The following is an 18,743-nucleotide window of genomic DNA, read 5'->3' as shown; positions in this document are numbered from 1 at the left end:
CCGTTCTCCGTGCGTCGTCGAACGTAGAGGCGCTGTCCCGTGCGCTCTGGTCTACGCCGCGCGCCTGGGGGCGGCAAGAGCGCCTGCCCCCTCAACTCCCTGATCGTGACCGCGTCGTGACCATGAGTGGGAGCCGGGGCCGGGAGTCGCGCCCCCATGGGGCCGCGCCGGCCCGGGCCTAGAGCAGGGACGGTACCTCCGCTGCCGACACCTCTTTCGCCGCTCGGTCGAGGGCACTGGCGAGGAGGGCCAAGTCGGTGGGGCCGTTGCCCAGTTCGCGGACGGGGCGGCGGGTGGGCGGGTCGCCCATGCGGGTCCAGTCGACCGGGACGACGGTGGGCCGCAGGGTGGCCGTGCGGGGGATGCGCCCCGTCACGCGGCCCGCCTGGAACGGGGTGGGCGTGGAACGCCCCGGGGTGACCAACTCGCCCCGCCCGGGCGACGGTTCGTCCGGTCCGGACAGCGGCGCGTTGAGGACGACCCGTCCTCCGGCCGCCCGGCCCAGCTCGCTCTCGCCGACCCGGCCGCCCGTACCGGCGGCCACGAGGTGCACCCCGAGCCGCTCACCCTCCCGCGCCACGGCCTCCAGCGCCCGTACGACCGATCCGGCGGCCGGCCGGCCCGTGGAGCCCAGCGGTGGCGACAGCAGCGCGTCGAGGTCGTCGACGATCACGACGAGCCGCGGCAGCTCGGAGCCCCTCCCGCCCGGCTGCCCGTCCTGCCCGGCGGACCTGCGCCCCGCGCCCGGCCGTAGCCGCAGCGTGGAACTGGAGGACGAGTCGAGATCGGCGGCACCCCCGAGGGCCGACACCCCACCGGCGAGGCCGCCACCGGTCAGGCTGCCGCCACCGGCCGGGCCGCCGCTCGCGGGCGCGCCGCCGCCGGCCGGGTCTTTGCCGGTGGAGCCGGGGCCCGTCGGTACGCGGCCGGGCGACCCCGCGCCGTCCGGGCGACCGCCGCCCGTCGGTCCGGCGGCCGCCGGGGAGCCCGGCGTGCCCGGCGCGGGCCGGGAGACGGACCTCGCCGAGCGTTGGGGGACGATCCGGCCCGCCACCTCACGCCGGGTGTGCCACTCCGCGAAGCCGAGCCCGCCCAGCACCTCCGACCGCCGTTTCAGCTCGGCGCTCAGCGACTGCGCGAACTCCCGCATCCGGACCGGGTCGTTGGCCATGAGGTGCGTGCCCACATGCGGTAGGTCGGTACAGACGCCCAGCCCTTCCCCGGTACGCCCCGCCGCCCCGCCGGGGGCACCGCCCGCGCTGCCGCCCCCGTCCCTGCCGTCCACCAGGACGATGCCCAGCCGGTCGGGCCGCTCGGCGGCGGCGAGGGACGCGGCGACGGACCGCAGCAGCTCCGTACGCCCACTGCCCGTGGGCCCCTCGATCAGCAGATGCGGGCCCTCGGCCACGAGGTCCACGGACACCGGCCCGCGCGGTCCCGCGCCGAGCACGGCCCAGGCCCGGCCGCCGAGCGCCGTCGTGTCGTCGGCGGCGTCCGCCCAACGGGCCATCAGCGACGCCGGGGTGGCCCGTGCCAGCCCCAGCTCGTCCAGCAGCCGCGCCGACAGCGGCAGCGGCGCCGACACACGGGCCTGCCGGTCCCCGGCCGAACCGTCCGAACCGTCCGTGCGCAGGGGCGCCAGCGCCCGCGCGAACCGCTCCGCCCACGCCGCGGACACCGCGTCCAGCGTGGCGACCGTGCCGTGGTTGAGCAGTCCGGGCGGGTTCGGGTCGGTCGAGGGCAACTGGTCGGTCGGGGGCAGATCGTGGGCGCCGGGACGCGCGCCCTCGTCCCCGACGGAGCCCATGGCCCCCGTGAGGTCGATGTGCGGGTGCGTACGGCCCATGGCACCGGAGTCCGCCCCGCCGGTACGGCCGGAGTGCTCGGGATGAGCCGGACGACCGGTCCGGCCCGGCGTGTCGGCGCGGTGGGGGGCGCCGGGGCGGTCGGAACGCGAACGGCTCGGCGCGGCCTCGGGGCCGGGGCGAGCCGGTCCGCCCCCGCGCGCGTGGTCCACATGGCCCACGGGGCCGGGCCCCTCGGCCCCGCTCGCGGCGGCACTCGTGGTGGTGTGCCCCGGCGCGACACGCAGCAGCCGCAGCGCCGTGGCGACGTCACCGCTGAGCAGGGCGACGGCCCCGCACGCGCGGAACGGGGGTGAGATCGCGCAGGCCGCCGCGTACGTCTCCGTCACCGGCGAGGCGGGGGACGCGGCCTCCGCCTCGGCGAGGCACACCACGTGGATCCCGGCGACCGGCCCGTCCTGCGCCAGCCGCACCACGGCCTCCCGCACATCGGCGCCGCCGGGGTCCCCGTCCACGATCACCACCGTGTACGGCCCGGCGAAGCCGCCGGCCGTGCCGTCGTCCTTGGCCCACGAGGGCCGCCGGGCGGGGCGTCCGCCGGGGAGGGGTCCGGAGCCGGTGCCCGCCGACTCCGCCGTGTCGGCCGCGTGGTCCTCCAGGCGGCGCAGCAGCTCGTCCACGCGGGCCGTGGCCTGTTCGCGGTCGTAGGCGAGGAGGAGACGGCAGTCCTGGCCGTGGGCGGGGCGCAGATGGGGGAGCCAGCCGAGCCAGGACCAGTCGGCGGCGCGCTCCTCCGCGGGGCGGGAGCGGTCGGCGCTGATCAGGATCAGTTCGAGGGTGTCGGGGGAGTGCAGCGCGGCGAGCTGGGCCACGACGGCACGGGCCAGGCCCATCAGACGCGGGCGCGGTCCGGCCAGGCCCAGCGCGCCGACCTCGCGCAGCCCGGTGGTCACGGGCACCGCCGGCAGCAGACCCGAGCCGTCCGGCGTCGCCCGGTCGGCCGTCCCGAGCCGCACGGAGAGCACCTCCGGGTGGCCCGGCCCCCGCTCCCACAGCCGGGGCCCCGGGCCCAGCGCGGTCAGCAGCAGCGCGGCGGGGTCCGGCCAGGTCTCCGGCAGCCGCTCGCCACCGGAGGGGAGCAGCGACGCCAGGGCGCCGCGCTCGTCCTCGTCGTACTCCGTGTCGTACTCGTACGGGTCGTGCTCCGCGCCCGCCTGCCCGCGCCCTCCGGCCAGCCGACGCGCCCAGGCCCCGAACCCGCCCCGCTTGCGCACCCCACGCGGCACGTCCGTCCCCCGCAGGGGCGTGCCCTGACGACCACCGGAACCGGCGGCCCCCAGGCCGTCACCACCATCACGGAGATCCCCGACCGAACCGGGAACACCCGAGCCACCCGAGCCGCTCGACCCGACGGGCCCGCCCGGCCCGCCCGAGCCGCCCGAGCCACCAGATCCGCTGAACCCGCCCGGGCCGTCCGCCCCGAAGGATCCGCCCGAGCCGTCCGAGCCGCCCGGTCCGGTGAGGCCGTTCGAGCGGCCGTATCCGCGCTGACCGGGGAGGTCGGCCGTACCGCCCACGCCGCCCGGTCCCTCGTGACCGCCGGGCCGGTGCGACGCGCGGGAGCCTCCCGGGCCGCCCCCGGCCCCGGAGCCACGGGTGCCCCCGGAAGCGGCGGAGTCCTGCGGGCCGAGGGAGCCCCCTGAGCCGTCGGCGTCGGCGGAGCCTCCGCCCGCGCGCTCGTGGGCGGCCGCGCCCCGGCCGCCGGGCCCCGGCCCGTCCGTGAAAGCCGCGGCTTCCGCCCGCTCGATCCCCGGTGCCACACCCTGGCCGGGCACCAGCCTCTGCTCCGTACGCCCCGCCCCCGCGGCCCCGCCGTCCCGGGAGGCGCCCTCGAAGCCGGGTCCCTGGCCGGAGGCGGCCGTGCCGGCCCCGGCCGCCATCGTCACCCGGACGTGGCCCTCGCCGTCGGGGGTCGTGGCGACGCCGCGGGTGCCGGAGGAGGAGGCCAGGCGGAGGGCCGACTCGCCGATCCGCAGCAGCGCGCCCGGCGCCAGGCGGACGGGGCGGTCGCCGACGTGTTCGCCGTCGAGCGTGGTGCCGTTGGTGGAACCGAGGTCGACGACGGTGACGCGCCCGTCGGAGGAGAGGGTGACCGCGCAGTGGAGGCGGGAGACGTCGGGGTCGTCCAGGGGGACGTCCGCGTCGGCGGAGCGGCCGATGTGGATCTTGCCGCCGTGCAGCAGATGGACGCCACCGGCGTCGGGGCCGGCCACGACATGCAGCTGGGCGGCGGCCTCGTCGACCTCGGGACCCGGCTCGGAGGGGGCGCCGAGGGAGAGCACGGCGCCGTCGATCAGGGGCGGCTCGCCGAGGGTGCAGCGCTGCGTGTCCAGGCGCTCGGCACCCGCGTACAGCACGACCTGGCCGCCCGCCTCCCGGCCGCGCTCCGGCTGCGCGGCGCCGCCGTCCCCGACCGCGGAGGCGAGGCCCGAGGCCACGGCGGCGAGGGCCGTCCCCGCGGGCGCCGTGACCAGCACGTCGCAGGCCGTGGCACGCCCTCGCGGCTCCGAGGTCGGTCCCAGCGGGTCTACGACGGTCAGCCGGATCTGCATCGCCGTCAGCGGTCCCTTCCGCGCGGGCACCCGCGACGACGAGGACGAGACTGCGCGGTCCCCACCGCAGACTTCCCCCACCGCTCACGGGCACGTCGGCCAGTACTGGAGGCATCCTCGCACCTGCCACTGACAACACGCCCGTCGCCCACCGTCAAGTGATCTTGATTGGTCGGCTCTGCCCCCAAAAATGCCTGACCGGTGCCCGGCAATTGATCACTTGAGATCGGTCACGTCTGTCCCGCGTCCGCTTCGGGCAACCGAGCGCCAGGGGAGAGCGTCTTTCCTTCGAACGTACGGGGGAACCCGTACGTATCCGCGTACGGGGGACCGACAGGGAACACACGGCAAGCCGCGGGAAGTCGCGGCAGGCGCACGACAACGGGACCCGTGGTCCCGGGGAAGGCCGCACTACAGTGGGTCGGAACACCCGCGGGACGGGCTCGGGCAAGCAAGCAGCAAGGAGCGCATGACGTGCGGCCGGTAGGGAGCAAGTACCTCCTTGAGGAGCCGCTGGGACGCGGCGCCACAGGCACCGTCTGGCGCGCCCGCCAGCGGGAGACGGCGGGCGCCGAGGCGGCCGTGCCGGGCCACCCCGGGGAGACCGTGGCGATCAAGGTCCTCAAGGAGGAGCTGGCCGGTGACCCGGACATCGTGATGCGGTTCCTGCGGGAGCGCTCCGTCCTCCTCAGGCTCACCCACCCGAACATCGTCCGGGTGCGCGACCTCGTCGTCGAGGGCGATCTCCTGGCCCTCGTCATGGACCTGATCGACGGCCCGGACCTGCACCGCTACCTGCGCGAGAACGGCCCGTTCACGCCCGTCGCCGCCGCCCTGCTCACCGCGCAGATCGCCGACGCGCTCGCCGCCAGCCACACCGACGGCGTCGTCCACCGCGACCTCAAGCCCGCCAACGTGCTGCTCCAGCAGGACGCGGGCCAGATGCACCCGATGCTGACCGACTTCGGCATCGCCCGCCTCGCCGACTCCCCGGGCCTGACCCGGACCAGCGAGTTCGTCGGCACGCCCGCGTACGTCGCCCCCGAGTCCGCCGAGGGCCGGCCGCAGACCTCCGCCGTCGACATCTACGGCGCCGGCATCCTGCTATACGAACTGGTCACCGGGCGCCCGCCGTTCGCCGGCCAGAGCGCCCTCGAAGTGCTGCACCAGCACCTCAGCGCCGAGCCGCGCCGCCCGTCCACCGTTCCCGACCCGCTGTGGACGGTCATCGAGCGCTGTCTGCGCAAGAACCCCGACGAACGGCCCAGCGCCGTCAACCTCGCCCGCGCGCTCCGCGTCGTCGCCGAGGGCGTCGGTGTGCACGCGACCTCCCTGCAGATCGCCGCGGCGGAGGGCGTGGGCCATCTCCTCGCCCCCGACCCGGCCCCCGCGCCGGTGCCGGGCGGCGCCCCCGAGCCGTTCGGCTCCTCCGACGCGACCCAGGTGCTGCCGCACGGCGCCGGCGCGTACGACCCGAACGCGGCGACCAGCGTGCTCCCGCACACCTCGGGCCCGGGGAACCAGCCCGCGGGCGCGGCCGACCCCACCGCCGTCCTCCCGCAGACCGGCGGCGCCGACCCGACCGCCGTCATGCCGCCCGTGCCGCCGCACGACCCGGCCGGGCCGGAACAGCCGCACCCCTGGCAGAACCAGCTGCGCGCGGCCCGCGACCGCAACGAACAGACCCAGATCCAGTACCTCGACCCCAGCGAGGACCCGCTGCGCCGCCGCCCCCAGCGGCAGGCTCAGCGGCCGCAGCAGCCCCCTCAGCAGCCCCCGCCGTCGCAGCAGCCGCCGCGCCGACAGCAGCGCCCCCCGCAGCGGCAGCCCCAGCCCGGTGGCCCCGGCTACGGCCAGCAGCAGCCGTACGCCGCCCCCGCCCCACAGCGTCCGCAGCCCCCGCAGCGGTACGCGCCCCCGCCGCAGCCCCAGCAGCCCGCGCCGCGACCGCAGCGCGAGCCGAGGCCGCCGCGTGAGCCGCGCCGGCGCAGCGCCAACCCCATGCGGATCCCGGGGCTCGGCTGCCTCAAGGGCTGTCTGTTCATGATCGTCCTGCTCTTCGTCGGCGGCTGGCTGATCTGGGAGTTCACCCCGCTCCAGTCGTGGATCGGCACGGGCAAGGGCTACTGGGAGCAGCTCACGGACTGGTTCAACACGGCGACCAAGTGGGTCGGCGAGCTGGCCGACTCCGGTTCCGGAGGTTCCGGCTCCGGTCAATGACGACTGCCCGGCCGTAGAGCCCGGGTTGGTGATTTGTCGACATCTGAGGGGTGATTTCCGCCTCGGCGGTGAAGGTTGGCTCTTCGGGCGCGTAGCTTTGTCGCCAACACGCGGCCTGTAGGAGCAGTCTTGGGACGGAAGATCGGAAGCCGGTACACCGCGAACCAGATTCTGGGGCGGGGCAGCGCCGGCACGGTGTGGCTGGGTGAGGGCCCGGAGGGCCCCGTCGCCATCAAGCTGCTGCGCGAGGACCTCTCGTCCGACCAGGAGCTCGTCAGCCGCTTCGTCCAGGAGCGCACGGCGCTGCTGGGTCTCGACCACCCGAACGTGGTGTCCGTGCGCGACCTCGTCGTCGACGGCAACGACCTCGCCCTCGTCATGGACCTCGTCCGGGGCACCGACCTGCGCACCCGGCTGGACCGGGAGCGCCGTATGGCCCCCGAGGCGGCGGTCGCCATAGTGGCCGACGTCGCGGACGGCCTCGCCGCGGCCCACGCGGCCGGGATAGTGCACCGGGACGTGAAACCGGAGAACGTGCTGCTGGACATGCAGGGCCCGCTCGGCCCCGGCGGCTCCCACCCGGCCCTGCTGACCGACTTCGGCGTCGCGAAGCTGATCGATTCTCCCCGCAGGACCCGCGCGACGAAGATCATCGGAACGCCGGACTACCTCGCGCCCGAGATCGTGGAGGGCCTGCCGCCGAGGGCGGCCGTGGACATCTACGCCCTCGCGACGGTCCTGTACGAGCTGCTGGCGGGCTTCACCCCGTTCGGCGGGGGCCACCCCGGCGCGGTGCTGCGCCGCCATGTCACCGAGACGGTCGTCCCCCTGCCCGGCATCCCCGAGGAACTGTGGCAGCTGCTCGTGCAGTGCCTGGCCAAGGCGCCGGCCTCCCGGCTGCGGGCGTCCGAGCTGGCCGCGCGCCTGCGGGAGCAGCTGCCACTGCTGGCCGGGATGCCGCCGCTGGACGTGGACGAGCCGGGCACGGAGACGCAGGACGCGTACGAGGAGGCGCCGGCGGAGGCGGCCGCCCCCCGGGAGCGGGTGCGGCGCGGCGCCGTGCCGCTGGTGCCGGGGGCCAAGCCGGACTCCAACCGGGACACGCACACGTCGATGCGGGTGCCGGCGCCCGACGAGCTGGCCGGGGGTGCGCGGGGGACCGCGCGGGCGCCCCGGGCGGCGGGGGCGCCCCGGCCGGGGTCCGCGCGGAACCGGGCGACCGCCCGGCGGCGCCGGATCACGCTCGGCGCGGCGGCGGTCGCGCTGATCGCGGCGGTCGGGGTCGGGACGTGGGCGGTGACCTCCGGGGACGAGGAGGGCGGGGCGCCGTCCGACACGAAGAATTCAGCGCCGGGTTCTCCCTGACCGGGCGCCCACTGACTCGCGGGCCGCTGTGGTCGGCGGCTGCGGGTCGTGTGTGGCTGGTCGCGCAGTTCCCCGCGCCCCTGCAAGAGCGGGGGCCCCGCGGCCCCGTGCTTTTCCGAGGAAGGGCGGGCCGCAGGCCCGTTCCCTTCAGGGGCGCGGGGAACTGCGCGGGGAACTGCGCGAGAAACCACGACGCACCCGCAGCCGCCCACGCACCCGTACCCCCGAGCTCACAGGCGCTCGCCACCACCCGGGAGGGATACGTTGCCGTAGCCGTTACGCTGGGGGCGTGGCAGTCGTCGATGTATCCGAAGAGCTGAAGTCCCTCTCGTCGACCATGGAGTCGATCGAGGCCGTTTTGGACCTCGACAAGCTGAGGGCAGAGATCGCCGTGCTCGAGGAGCAGGCGGCCGCGCCGTCCCTGTGGGACAACCCCGACGAGGCGCAGAAGATCACCAGCAAGCTGAGCCACCTCCAGGCCGAGGTCAGGAAGGCGGAGGCGCTCCGTGGTCGTATCGACGACCTCGGTGTCCTCTTCGAGATGGCCGAGGAGGAGGACGACCCGGACACCCGCGCCGAGGCCGAGGCGGAGCTCGCCTCCGTGAAGAAGGCCCTCGACGAGATGGAGGTCCGCACGCTCCTCTCCGGCGAGTACGACTCCCGCGAGGCGCTCGTCAACATCCGCGCCGAGGCCGGTGGCGTCGACGCCGCCGACTTCGCGGAGAAGCTCCAGCGGATGTACCTGCGCTGGGCCGAGCAGCACGGCTACAAGACCGAGATCTACGAGACGTCGTACGCGGAAGAGGCCGGCATCAAGTCGACCACCTTCGCCGTGCAGTCGCCGTACGCCTACGGCACCCTCTCCGTCGAGCAGGGCACGCACCGCCTCGTCCGCATCTCGCCCTACGACAACCAGGGGCGCCGCCAGACCTCCTTCGCCGGTGTCGAGGTCCTGCCCGTCGTCGAGCAGTCCGACCACGTCGAGATCGACGAGTCCGAGCTGCGCGTCGACGTCTACCGTTCCTCCGGCCCCGGCGGCCAGGGCGTCAACACGACCGACTCCGCCGTCCGTATCACGCACCTGCCGACCGGCATCGTCGTCTCCTGCCAGAACGAGCGGTCGCAGATCCAGAACAAGGCCACCGCCATGAACGTCCTCCAGGCGAAGCTGCTGGAGCGGCGCCGCCAGGAGGAGCAGGCCAAGATGGACGCGCTCAAGGGCGACGGCGGCAACTCCTGGGGCAACCAGATGCGTTCGTACGTCCTGCACCCGTACCAGATGGTCAAGGACCTGCGGAACAACTACGAAGTCGGCAACCCCGAGGCCGTGTTCAACGGCGAGATCGACGGCTTCCTGGAGGCCGGAATTCGCTGGCGCAAGCAGCAGGAGAAGTAAGGGAAACGGCACCGCGCCCATCCCGGACAATTTCAGCGCTTTATCGACAAGGCAACTGCCGTCCACGCGACGGCAGTTGCCTTGTGTGTAGGGGGATGTCTGGGTTTTACGTCACACTCACACGACGTTGCCGTGGTCAAAACCGGTGAACAGGACATCGCGTACGCAACGACCTTGACGTTGCTTCGAAAACTGGGAAGGCTGGCGCGTGGCATGCGCATTACTGGGACGCATGTGAACCGGGGGATCTTGAGGCTACCGACTGCCCCCGTTGATCGCGGCCCCGGGCGCTGCTCCATTTACTGATGAGCTACTGGGGGTAGCAGCCATATGACGAAGAAGACGCGGATCCGCGTGGCGCGAATAGCCGCGGGTGCCGTGATCGCCGCCGGCGCGTCGCTGACCGCCGCGGGTGCCGCTTCCGCGCTCGACCTCGGCGTCGGTATCGGCGTCAACACCGGCAATGGCGTCTCCGCCGATGTCGGTGTCTCGGTCGACACCGAGGGTGACACGGACGGCACGTCCATCGGTGCCACGCAGGGCACCACTGGTACCGCCGGTACCACCGGCACGACCGGTACCACCGGTACCACGGGTGACACCGGTACGACCGGTGACACCGGCACGACCGGCACGACCGGTACGACGGGTGACACGGGTACCACCGGTACGACTGGCACCACCGGGACCACCGGTACCACGGGCACCACCGGGACCACGGGCACCACCGGGACCACGGGCACCACCGGGACCACGGGCACCACCGGGACCACTGGCACCACCGGTACCACCGGTGGCAACGGCAACTCCGGCGGTAACGGCAACTCGGGTGGCAACGGCAACTCGGGCGGTAACGGCAACTCCGGTGGCAACAGCTCCACCGGCGGTAACGGCAACTCGGGCGGCAACGGCAACTCCGGCGGCAACAGCTCCACCGGTGGTGGCAGCTCCACCGGCGGCGGCAGCTCCACCGGTGGTGGCGACTCCACCACGGGCGGCGGCTCCTCCGTGTCCGGCGGCGGTGACGTCACCTCCGGCGGTACCGAGCCCGACGGCGGCAACGACGAGGTCGTCCAGGAAGAGGGCTCGTCGGAGCTGACCGACACCGGTTCCGAGACCGAGGCTCAGGGCTCCGGGAGCGGTGAGCTGGCCGAGACGGGTGCCGCCGAAACCACGTTCCTGCTGGTCGGCGCCGCCACGATGATCGTCGGCGGTATCGGCTTCCGTCTGCTGCCGCGCCTGATGGCCGGCCGCGGCGCCGCCGCCTGATCCACGCGGTCACGCACGGCACCACACACGTCCGAAGGCCCGGGGCAGCCAGCCCCGGGCCTTCGTCGTGTCGTCGCCTATGCCGTCGTCTGGTGCGCCAGCAGCGCCAGAGCCGTTATCAGGATCGCCAGCAGGGCGATCAGGGTCATCGGGCTCAGGCCCGCGAACGGGTTCTCCTGCTGGAGTCGCTCACGGCTGGCCCGGCACACATGGCAGCGGCCCTCGGCGACGGGCGACGCGCAGTTCGCGCACACCAACCGGTCGTACGTCATGCGCCTCGCCCTCCTTGCAATGGCCTCACACACACCTCAACGCTTCGCGGAACCGGTGCGTTCCGCCGATTCGCCGGTCCCCTGTCACTCCACTGTGCCAGGTTCCGCCACGGCTTGCCCGGGCGCCCGGGAAAGGGGCAGGTGGCGTGGGTCGCACGACCCACGGGGCGCCGGGGTCGCTCGCGCGGTTCCCCGCACCCCTGACGACGGCGGGTAGCGGTACAGTCTCGACCATCCATTCCCCGACGGCCTGTGGTGCATCCGTGATCCGATTCGACAACGTGTCCAAGGTCTACCCGAAGCAGACCCGCCCCGCCCTCAGGGATGTGTCCCTGGAGGTCGAGAAGGGCGAGTTCGTGTTCCTCGTGGGGTCCTCCGGCTCCGGAAAGTCCACCTTCCTGCGGCTGATCCTCCGCGAGGAGCGGTGCAGCCAGGGTCAGGTGCACGTCCTGGGCAAGGATCTCGCGCGCCTGTCCAACTGGAAGGTGCCGCAGATGCGCCGCCAGTTGGGGACGGTGTTCCAGGACTTCCGGCTGCTGCCGAACAAGACGGTCGGCGAGAACGTCGCCTTCGCGCAGGAGGTCATCGGCAAGTCGCGCGGTGAGATCCGCAAGTCCGTGCCGCAGGTGCTGGAGCTGGTCGGCCTCGGCGGCAAGGAGGACCGGATGCCGGGCGAGCTGTCCGGTGGTGAGCAGCAGCGCGTCGCCATCGCGCGGGCCTTCGTGAACCGGCCCAAGCTGCTGATCGCCGACGAGCCGACCGGCAACCTCGACCCGCAGACCTCCGTCGGCATCATGAAGCTGCTCGACCGGATCAACCGGACGGGAACGACCGTGGTCATGGCCACCCACGACCAGAACATCGTGGACCAGATGCGCAAGCGCGTCATCGAGCTGGAGAAGGGCCGTCTCGTCCGCGACCAGGCGCGCGGCGTCTACGGCTACCAGCACTGACCCCTGCTCGACGACCGTCCACGGAAAGGCTTGACCAGACGCCATGCGCGCGCAGTTCGTCCTGTCGGAGATCGGTGTGGGTCTCCGCCGCAATCTCACGATGACTTTCGCGGTCGTCATCTCGGTGGCCCTCTCGCTCGCCCTGTTCGGCGGCTCCCTGCTGATGCGGGACCAGGTCAGCTCGATGAAGGGCTACTGGTACGACAAGGTCCAGGTGTCGATCTTCCTGTGCAACAAGGCGGACGCGGAAGCGGACGCCAACTGCTCCAAGGGTGCCGTCACCTCGGAGCAGAAGCAGCAGATCAAGAGCGACCTGGGCAAGCTCGACATCGTCGAGCAGGTCTACTACGAGTCGGCGGACCAGGCGTACAAGCACTACAAGGAGCAGTTCAAGGACTCCCCGCTGGCCGCCTCCCTCACGCCGGACCAGATGCAGGAGTCGTACCGGATCAAGCTCAAGGACCCGGAGAAGTACAAGGTCATCGACACCGCGTTCTCCGGGCGGGCGGGCGTCCAGTCGGTGGAGGACCAGCGGGACGTGCTGGAGAACCTGTTCAACCTGCTCGGCGGCATGAACGTCGCGGCGCTCGGTGTGATGGGCCTCATGCTGGTCGTGGCGCTGCTGCTGATCGTCAACACGGTGCGCGTCTCGGCGTTCAGCCGTCGGCGGGAGATCGGCATCATGCGGCTCGTGGGCGCGTCCGGGTTCTACATCCAGGCCCCGTTCATCATGGAGGCCGCGATCGCGGGCCTGATCGGCGCGGGCTTCGCCGGGACGCTGATCGTCGGCGGCAAGTACTTCCTGGTCGACCAGTGGCTCGCGGAGAAGATCCCGCTGGTCAACTTCATCGGCTGGGACGTCGTGCTGACCAAGCTGCCGCTGGTCCTGGCGATCGGACTGCTCATGCCGGCCATGGCAGCGTTCGTTGCGTTGCGGAAGTACCTCCGTGTCTGACGCTCGTTGCGTGATCATGACGATCTAGGGACGCGATCGCCATTACCTGCGCGAATATTGATCGTTAAGCTCGTTCCGACCGATCGCGCTTCCGGTGGGCCTCTGGTTCCCGGAAGCAATGACAGTGAACGAGGGGAACAAGCGATCATGCATGCACTCAACGGGGGCGTAGGCAAGCGGATGGCCGGTACGGCGGTGACGGCCGCCATCGGGGCGGCCCTGCTGCTGCCCGCCGTGCCCGCCTCGGCGGCTCCGGCGGCTCCGGTGGCGCAGGCGGCTCCGGCCGTCGCCGCCAAGGGCGGCGAGTACAAGTACCACTACACGTACCGGGTCATCCGCAAGACGACGCCCGCCGAGGTGTCGTTCAAGAAGATGAACAAGATCATGAACGGCGTGTTCCCGATCAAGGGCATGCCGAAGACGGTCAAGAAGAATCAGAAGATCTGTCTGAAGATGGTCAAGGACTGCAACCCGGTGCGCGTCACCGCGGTCGGCAAGACCTCCTTCACCCTCAAGTCCCTCCCCGGGCACCTGGAGGGAGCAGGCAAGATCATCACCTTCAAGCTGGTGAAGAAGAACGGCTACCTCGTCCTCGACGTGTCGGCCCACGGCCCCAAGGCCGTCTGGCAGAAGCACCCCATCACCGACGCGTCCAACCGGCTCTTCGCCAGGGGCATGTGGGGCGCGTACGCGGTGAACCTGGCCAAGGCCGCCGAGTACAACCTGGTGTGACCGACCGGGTAGGGATGTGCCGCACGTCACGGCATATCTGATGGTGTGACGCACGCCAACGGGGCCGTACCGGCAAGGGCCGGTACGGCCCCTGTCGTTGTCCTAGACTCGCCGTCATGTCAGGGCGCGACCTGTTCTCCCAGCCCCGCCGCATCCGCCGCGGGGCGGCCCTGACATTGGTCTTCGCGAGCGTGCTCGCCACGGGCGCCGCGACCGGCTCCTTCGACGGCGCGTTCCGCGAGAAGGGCGGCACCGGCGCGTCCCGCCCCGCCCCCGCCGCCCGGCACCAGGACGTCGCCGAGGCCGCCGCCGAGGCGATGGCCGAGGGCAAGTCCCCCGTGGAGGCCGCCGAGCGTGCCGTCAGCCGCAGCGGCGACCGCTGGGGCGCGGTCTACTCCGAGGGCGAGTACGAGGAGTTCCAGGAGGCCCTCGACGGCGAGTACACCGGCGTCGGGCTGTGGGCCCGGCTGGAGCGCGACGGCCGCGTCGAGATCACCCGGGTCCAGGCCGGCTCGCCCGCCGACGAGGCCGGGATCCGCGCCGGGGACCGGCTCGTCAGCGTCGACGGCGAGAAGGTCGACGGCCGCCCCGTCACGGACGTCGTGTCCTTACTGCGCGGCGACGCGCTCGGCGGGGAGAACGGGACCGCCGAGGACGCCGCCGCCGGTACGAAGGTGTCGCTGGGCCTGCGGCGCGGCACCCGGACCTGGCAGGAGACCCTGCGCAGGGCCCGCCTGTCCACCGAGGACGTCACCGTCAGCGGCCTCGCCGGCGGGATCACCGTGATCAAGGTCGACGCGTTCACCAAGGGCTCGGGTGACATGGTGCGCGCGGCCGTCGAACAGGCCGAGGACGCCACCGGGTTCGTCCTCGACCTCCGCGGCAACTCCGGCGGCCTGGTCACCGAGGCCGTCACCGCCTCCTCCGCCTTCCTCGACGGCGGCCTCGTCGCCACCTACGACGTCAACGGCGAACAGCGGGCCCTGCACGCGGACACCGGCGGCGACAGCACCAGGCCCCTGGTCACGCTGGTCGACGGCGGCACGATGAGCGCGGCCGAGCTGCTCACCGGGGCGCTCCAGGACCGGGGGCGCGCGGTGGTCGTGGGCTCCCGCACCTTCGGCAAGGGCTCCGTGCAGATGCCGAGCCGCCTCCCGGACGGTTCCGTCGCCGAGCTGACCGTCGGCCACTACCGCACCCCCTCGGGCCGCGGCGTCGACGGCCGGGGCATCACCCCGGACCTGGACGCCGACGACGACGCGCTGCGGCGGGCCCGGACGGTGCTGAGCGGGCTCGGCGAGTACGAGTAATCGGCTTTCCCCGACACCCCCGCGTAGTGCGAAAATGGACGGCACTATGAGCAAGGGAATGTACGTACCCAAGGAGTCCCAGCCCAAGCAGGGCGGGGCGGCCGCGAAGGCGAGGGACGGCGAGAAGGGCGGCAAGCGCAAGATCGTCGCCCAGAACAAGAAGGCCCGCCACGACTACGCGATCATCGACACCTACGAGGCCGGGCTCGTCCTGACCGGCACCGAGGTCAAGTCGCTGCGCGAGGGCCGCACCTCGCTGACCGACGGCTTCGTCCAGATCGACCGGGGAGAGGCGTGGCTGCACAACGCGCACATCCCCGAGTACCACCAGGGCAGCTGGACCAACCACTCCGCGCGCCGCAAGCGGAAGCTGCTGCTGCACCGCGAGGAGATCGACAAGCTGGAGTCCAAGGCCCAGGAGACGGGTCACACGATCGTGCCCCTCTCCCTGTACTTCAAGGACGGCCGCGCCAAGGCCGAGATCGCGCTCGCGCGGGGCAAGAAGGAGTACGACAAGCGCCAGACCCTGCGCGAGAAGCAGGACCGGCGGGAGTCGGACCGCGCCATCGCCGCGGCGAAGCGGAAGCAGCGCGCGTAACCGGGGCGACGCGCGCGTGGCGGCCGGGAATACGGTGGCACGCGCTCGCGTTGGTCACGTACGATGGCATCCGCGCCTCACAGCGGGTGCGAGCGCCCTCCTCGGAGGGATTGAAAACACAACATGGGGATGATCGGTTTCGACAGCGGATGTCGAAGCAGGGGAAGCGTGTCGAGGAAGCGGCCATGATCTCGTAAACCACAGGCCGAAAAAAATAATCGCCACTGTTAAGAGCGATTCTCCCGAGCAGCGCTTCGCTCTCGCCGCCTGATCTCAGGTAGCGAGACCGAGCCTCTCATTTAAAGGGAGTGTCAGCCCGGGGCTGTTCCCGACCCGGATCCTGGCATCAGCTAGGGGACTAAACCTCGATCCCGGTCACGGGGTGAAGAGGGAAACCAAACAGTGACTGAGCCCGTCGGCGACTTGTTCGCGTGATCGCCGGGGCTGAGAAACTCATAGCGAACTGCACACGGAGAAGCCCTGGTTCCGCACCGTTGGACGCGGGTTCGATTCCCGCCATCTCCACAATTCCCATGTGACGCAGGAACAGCGGGGCCCGGTGGTCGACCAGACCACCGGGCCCCGCTGCGTTGCGTGCCTCAGCCCGTCGGCCGGCGGGCCGTGCTCGCCCGCGGGGTCAGTCGCGCGGGGATCAGGGTGGCCTGCGGGACGGGGGCGCCGGTGAGCTTCCCCATCAGCAGGGTCACGGCCTGTTCGCCCAACTCCGCCGCCGGGATGGCGATCGAGGTGAGGGGGACACGCAGGGACAGGGCCAGGTCGTCGGGGCACAGGGCCGTGATCGAGAGGTCGGCCGGGACGCGGAGACCGAGGTGCTCGAAGGCGTCCAGCAGGGGGTCCAGGACGGCCTCGTTGTGGACCACCACGCCCGTGAGGGCCGGGTGTTCGCGCAGCAGGCGCTCGGCGACCTCGCGGGCCGCCGCGGGCGTGGCCTCGCAGGGCTGCACCATGGAGGTCATGCCGTGCCGGGTGGCGGCGGCGGTGAAGCCCTGGAGGACCCGCTGCGCGAACGACGTGCGGCGGACGTAGACCTCGGGGGGCGAGCCGATCAGGGCCACGACCCGGTGGCCCAGCCCGGCCAGGTGGTCCACGCACACCTCGCCCGCCGTTCTGAAGTCCAGATCGATGCAGGTCAGCCCCTCCGTCGAGGCCGGGAAACCGATCAGCACCGAGGGGAGGTCCAGCGCGCGCAGCAACGGCAGTCTGGGGTCGTGGAGTTGGACGTCCAGCACGATCAACGCGTCGACCAGTGCCGTGTCCGCGACCCGGCGCAGTCCCTCCTCGCCCTCCTCCTGGGTCAGCAGGAGCACATCGTGGTCGTGCGCGCGGGCCGACGTCACCACCGACACGGCCAGGTCCATCACCACCGGCACATGGATACCGGCCCGCAACGGCACCACCATCGCCAGCACGTTCGACTTGCGGCCGGCCAGGGCGCGGGCGCCCGCGTGCGGGCGGTAGCCCAGCTCGCGGATGGACGCCTCCACCCGCGCCCTGGTCTCCGCCGAGATCGGGCGCTTGCCGCTCAGCGCGTACGACACGGTGCTCGGGGAGACTCCCGCGTGCCGTGCGACATCCGTGATCTTCACTGCCACCGCGCGTTCCCGCCTTCCCGGGCCGGCTCCACGTCCATCGTCAGAAAACCCGTCCCGGACTCCGCCCGGACCTGCCGGCCGTCCGCCCACAGCCCCCACGGTGCCCTCGGCGTGCCGCACGACGCCCGCAGGACGTCCCCTCACGTACGACGGTGAACGTGACCGCGCCCACCGGGACGGTCACCTGGGCGCCGTGCGGGGTCGAACCGTTCGATGAGCATGTCGAAGCGTTTCGACGGGCGAAGGTAAGCGCTGGACGTGAACACGTCAATGGGGTGCGCGGAAAACGGCCGGGTGCCGGTTCGACGAGGCCAGGGACAGCAGCAGGGCCAGGGCGGCGGCGCCGGCCGGGACGGCGAAGCCGGTGGTGGCGGGGCCCGGACCGTGCTCCACCATCCAGCCGCCGAGCGCGGAACCGCCCGCGATGCCGCCGAGGAGGCCGGTGACCGCGAGGGTCATGCCCTCGTTCAACTGGCCCTCGGGGGTGCGCTCCTGGATCAGGGACATCGCCGTGACCATGGTGGGCGCGGTGGCCATGCCGGCGACGAGGAGGGCGGGGGCGAGGGGCAGGAGGGAGCCGGTGGCCGAGGCGGTGAACCAGGGCAGGGTCATCAGGGCCGTCATGGCGGCGAGGCAGAGGGGGAAGCGGCGTTCGGCGGAGCCGGTCACCCGTATCGCGCCGAACGCCAGGCCCGCGGCGCAGGAACCGGCCGCCTGGAGGCCGAGGACCAGCCCCGCCGCGGAGGCGTCGCCGTGCGCGTCGGCGTGGGCGATCGTGACGACCTCCAGCGAGCCGAAGACGGCGCCCATGGCGAGGAAGACGGCGAGGAGGGCGGGCACGCCGGGGGCGCGGACCGGGGACTTCGCGGCCGTACGGCCGCCGGCCGGCGGCTCGGTGGCGCGCTGGGCGGCGAAGACCAGGACGCCGGTCAGGCAGACGAGGCCGCCGATCAGGGTGCCGGCCTCGGGGAACAGGGAGGTGCACAGGAAGGCGGCGACGACGGGGCCGACCATGAAGCACAGTTCGTCCGCGGCCTGTTCGAAGGAGTTCGCGGTGTGCTGGGCCGCCGGGTCGTCCTTCAGGAGGTGGGCCCAGCGGGCACGCGCCATGCCGCCGGTGTTGGGGACGGTGGCGGTGGCCGCGTAGGAGGCGAAGAGGGTCCAGGCGGGGGCGTTCCAGTGGACGCAGGCGATCAGGGAGAGACCGCCGAGGAGGGCGAGGGCGGTGGCGGGGACGGCGACGCGGGACTGGCCGTGGCGGTCGACGAGACGGGCGGTGTACGGGGCGACCAGGGCGGTCGCGGCGAGGCCGGTGGCGACGACGGCGCCGGCGAGGGCGTAGGAGTCGCGGGCCGGCGCGATCATCAGGATGGCGCTCACGCTGAACATGCCCATGGGGAGGCGGGCGAGGAGGGCGCCGATGGTGAAGGCGAGGGCGCCGGGGATGTGGAAGAGGCGACGGTAGGAGGCGGTGCGGGGGTGATGGGGGGTGCGGGTGGATTCTCGGGCGCCTGAGGGGGTGGGGGTGCTGGTGCGTCGGCGGGTGCGGGTGCGTTGTGGCTGGTCGCGCAGTTCCCCGCACCCGTGAGGTCGGCTGGGGTGGGCGTCGGCTGGCATGGGCTCAAGCCTGCTGGGGTTCTTGA

General features: G+C 72.7%; 13 protein-coding genes and 1 other RNA gene. 10 read left to right on the top strand and 4 right to left on the bottom strand.

What is annotated here, in order from left to right; all coding sequences use genetic code 11:
• Positions 1 to 178: 178 nt before the first annotated feature.
• The gene (locus tag ACZ4Z2_RS02820; protein WP_468071601.1) at positions 179 to 4,417 is read right to left on the bottom strand and encodes an FHA domain-containing protein; all 4,239 of its coding nucleotides are present in this window, start codon (positions 4,415 to 4,417) and stop codon (positions 179 to 181) included.
• A gap of 474 nt (positions 4,418 to 4,891) precedes the next feature.
• Here ACZ4Z2_RS02820 and ACZ4Z2_RS02815 point away from each other — a divergent pair, with 474 nt between their 5' ends.
• From ACZ4Z2_RS02815 to ACZ4Z2_RS02800, 4 genes are all read left to right on the top strand, one after another.
• The gene (locus ACZ4Z2_RS02815; RefSeq protein WP_468071599.1) at positions 4,892 to 6,637 is read left to right on the top strand and encodes a serine/threonine-protein kinase; all 1,746 of its coding nucleotides are present in this window, start codon (positions 4,892 to 4,894) and stop codon (positions 6,635 to 6,637) included.
• Positions 6,638 to 6,766: 129 nt separating this feature from the next.
• Positions 6,767 to 8,002 (top strand): serine/threonine-protein kinase, encoded by a 1,236-nt coding sequence (locus ACZ4Z2_RS02810; protein ID WP_468071597.1) that lies wholly within the window; start codon positions 6,767 to 6,769, stop codon positions 8,000 to 8,002.
• A gap of 289 nt (positions 8,003 to 8,291) precedes the next feature.
• Positions 8,292 to 9,398 (top strand): peptide chain release factor 2, encoded by a 1,107-nt coding sequence (gene prfB, locus ACZ4Z2_RS02805; protein ID WP_468071595.1) that lies wholly within the window; start codon positions 8,292 to 8,294, stop codon positions 9,396 to 9,398.
• A 330-nt stretch (positions 9,399 to 9,728) separates the two neighbouring features.
• Positions 9,729 to 10,667, top strand: coding sequence for a hypothetical protein (locus ACZ4Z2_RS02800; protein WP_468071593.1), 939 nt, complete (start codon positions 9,729 to 9,731; stop codon positions 10,665 to 10,667).
• Positions 10,668 to 10,744: 77 nt separating this feature from the next.
• Here ACZ4Z2_RS02800 and ACZ4Z2_RS02795 read toward each other — a convergent pair whose 3' ends face one another.
• Entirely contained in the window at positions 10,745 to 10,939 is a 195-nt protein-coding gene (locus ACZ4Z2_RS02795; protein ID WP_055518486.1) for a hypothetical protein, read from the bottom strand.
• A 263-nt stretch (positions 10,940 to 11,202) separates the two neighbouring features.
• Here ACZ4Z2_RS02795 and ftsE point away from each other — a divergent pair, with 263 nt between their 5' ends.
• The 6 genes from ftsE to ssrA all read left to right on the top strand — a co-directional run bounded on the left by ftsE (position 11,203) and on the right by ssrA (position 16,015).
• Positions 11,203 to 11,892 carry a cell division ATP-binding protein FtsE gene (gene ftsE / locus ACZ4Z2_RS02790; RefSeq protein WP_468071591.1) on the top strand — a complete coding sequence of 230 codons (690 nt, stop codon included), beginning with the start codon at positions 11,203 to 11,205 and terminating at the stop codon, positions 11,890 to 11,892.
• 43 nt (positions 11,893 to 11,935) lie between these two features.
• A complete protein-coding gene (gene ftsX, locus ACZ4Z2_RS02785) occupies positions 11,936 to 12,847 on the top strand; it encodes a permease-like cell division protein FtsX (RefSeq protein ID WP_055715569.1) in 912 nt (303 codons plus the stop codon).
• Positions 12,848 to 12,994: 147 nt separating this feature from the next.
• Positions 12,995 to 13,579: a hypothetical protein gene (locus ACZ4Z2_RS02780; RefSeq protein WP_468071589.1), complete on the top strand. Its 585-nt coding sequence runs from the start codon at positions 12,995 to 12,997 to the stop codon at positions 13,577 to 13,579.
• 116 nt (positions 13,580 to 13,695) lie between these two features.
• Positions 13,696 to 14,889 carry a S41 family peptidase gene (locus ACZ4Z2_RS02775; protein ID WP_468071587.1) on the top strand — a complete coding sequence of 398 codons (1,194 nt, stop codon included), beginning with the start codon at positions 13,696 to 13,698 and terminating at the stop codon, positions 14,887 to 14,889.
• Positions 14,890 to 14,947: 58 nt separating this feature from the next.
• Positions 14,948 to 15,487: an SsrA-binding protein SmpB gene (gene smpB / locus ACZ4Z2_RS02770; RefSeq protein WP_055540000.1), complete on the top strand. Its 540-nt coding sequence runs from the start codon at positions 14,948 to 14,950 to the stop codon at positions 15,485 to 15,487.
• 125 nt (positions 15,488 to 15,612) lie between these two features.
• Positions 15,613 to 16,015, top strand: a transfer-messenger RNA (tmRNA) gene (gene ssrA / locus ACZ4Z2_RS02765).
• A gap of 71 nt (positions 16,016 to 16,086) precedes the next feature.
• Here ssrA and ACZ4Z2_RS02760 read toward each other — a convergent pair.
• Both ACZ4Z2_RS02760 and ACZ4Z2_RS02755 read right to left on the bottom strand, forming a co-directional pair.
• A complete protein-coding gene (locus ACZ4Z2_RS02760; protein WP_468071585.1) occupies positions 16,087 to 17,100 on the bottom strand; it encodes a LacI family DNA-binding transcriptional regulator in 1,014 nt (337 codons plus the stop codon).
• Between the two features lie 267 nt (positions 17,101 to 17,367).
• Positions 17,368 to 18,717, bottom strand: a complete 1,350-nt coding sequence (locus ACZ4Z2_RS02755) for an MFS transporter (RefSeq protein ID WP_468071583.1) — start codon at positions 18,715 to 18,717, stop codon at positions 17,368 to 17,370.
• Positions 18,718 to 18,743: the final 26 nt, after the last annotated feature.

The organism is Streptomyces sp. NPDC030183 (assembly GCF_055573455.1).
This window is presented reverse-complemented; position numbering and strand designations above follow the sequence as displayed.

Coding starts and splice junctions, on each gene's coding strand:
- ACZ4Z2_RS02820 (WP_468071601.1), bottom strand. CDS start 4,417: ATGCAGATCCGGCTGACCGTCGTAGACCCGCTGGGACCGACCTCGGAG.
- ACZ4Z2_RS02755 (WP_468071583.1), bottom strand. CDS start 18,717: ATGCCAGCCGACGCCCACCCCAGCCGACCTCACGGGTGCGGGGAACTG.
- ftsX (WP_055715569.1), top strand. CDS start 11,936: ATGCGCGCGCAGTTCGTCCTGTCGGAGATCGGTGTGGGTCTCCGCCGC.
- ACZ4Z2_RS02795 (WP_055518486.1), bottom strand. CDS start 10,939: ATGACGTACGACCGGTTGGTGTGCGCGAACTGCGCGTCGCCCGTCGCC.
- ACZ4Z2_RS02800 (WP_468071593.1), top strand. CDS start 9,729: ATGACGAAGAAGACGCGGATCCGCGTGGCGCGAATAGCCGCGGGTGCC.
- ACZ4Z2_RS02775 (WP_468071587.1), top strand. CDS start 13,696: ATGTCAGGGCGCGACCTGTTCTCCCAGCCCCGCCGCATCCGCCGCGGG.
- ACZ4Z2_RS02780 (WP_468071589.1), top strand. CDS start 12,995: ATGCATGCACTCAACGGGGGCGTAGGCAAGCGGATGGCCGGTACGGCG.
- smpB (WP_055540000.1), top strand. CDS start 14,948: ATGTACGTACCCAAGGAGTCCCAGCCCAAGCAGGGCGGGGCGGCCGCG.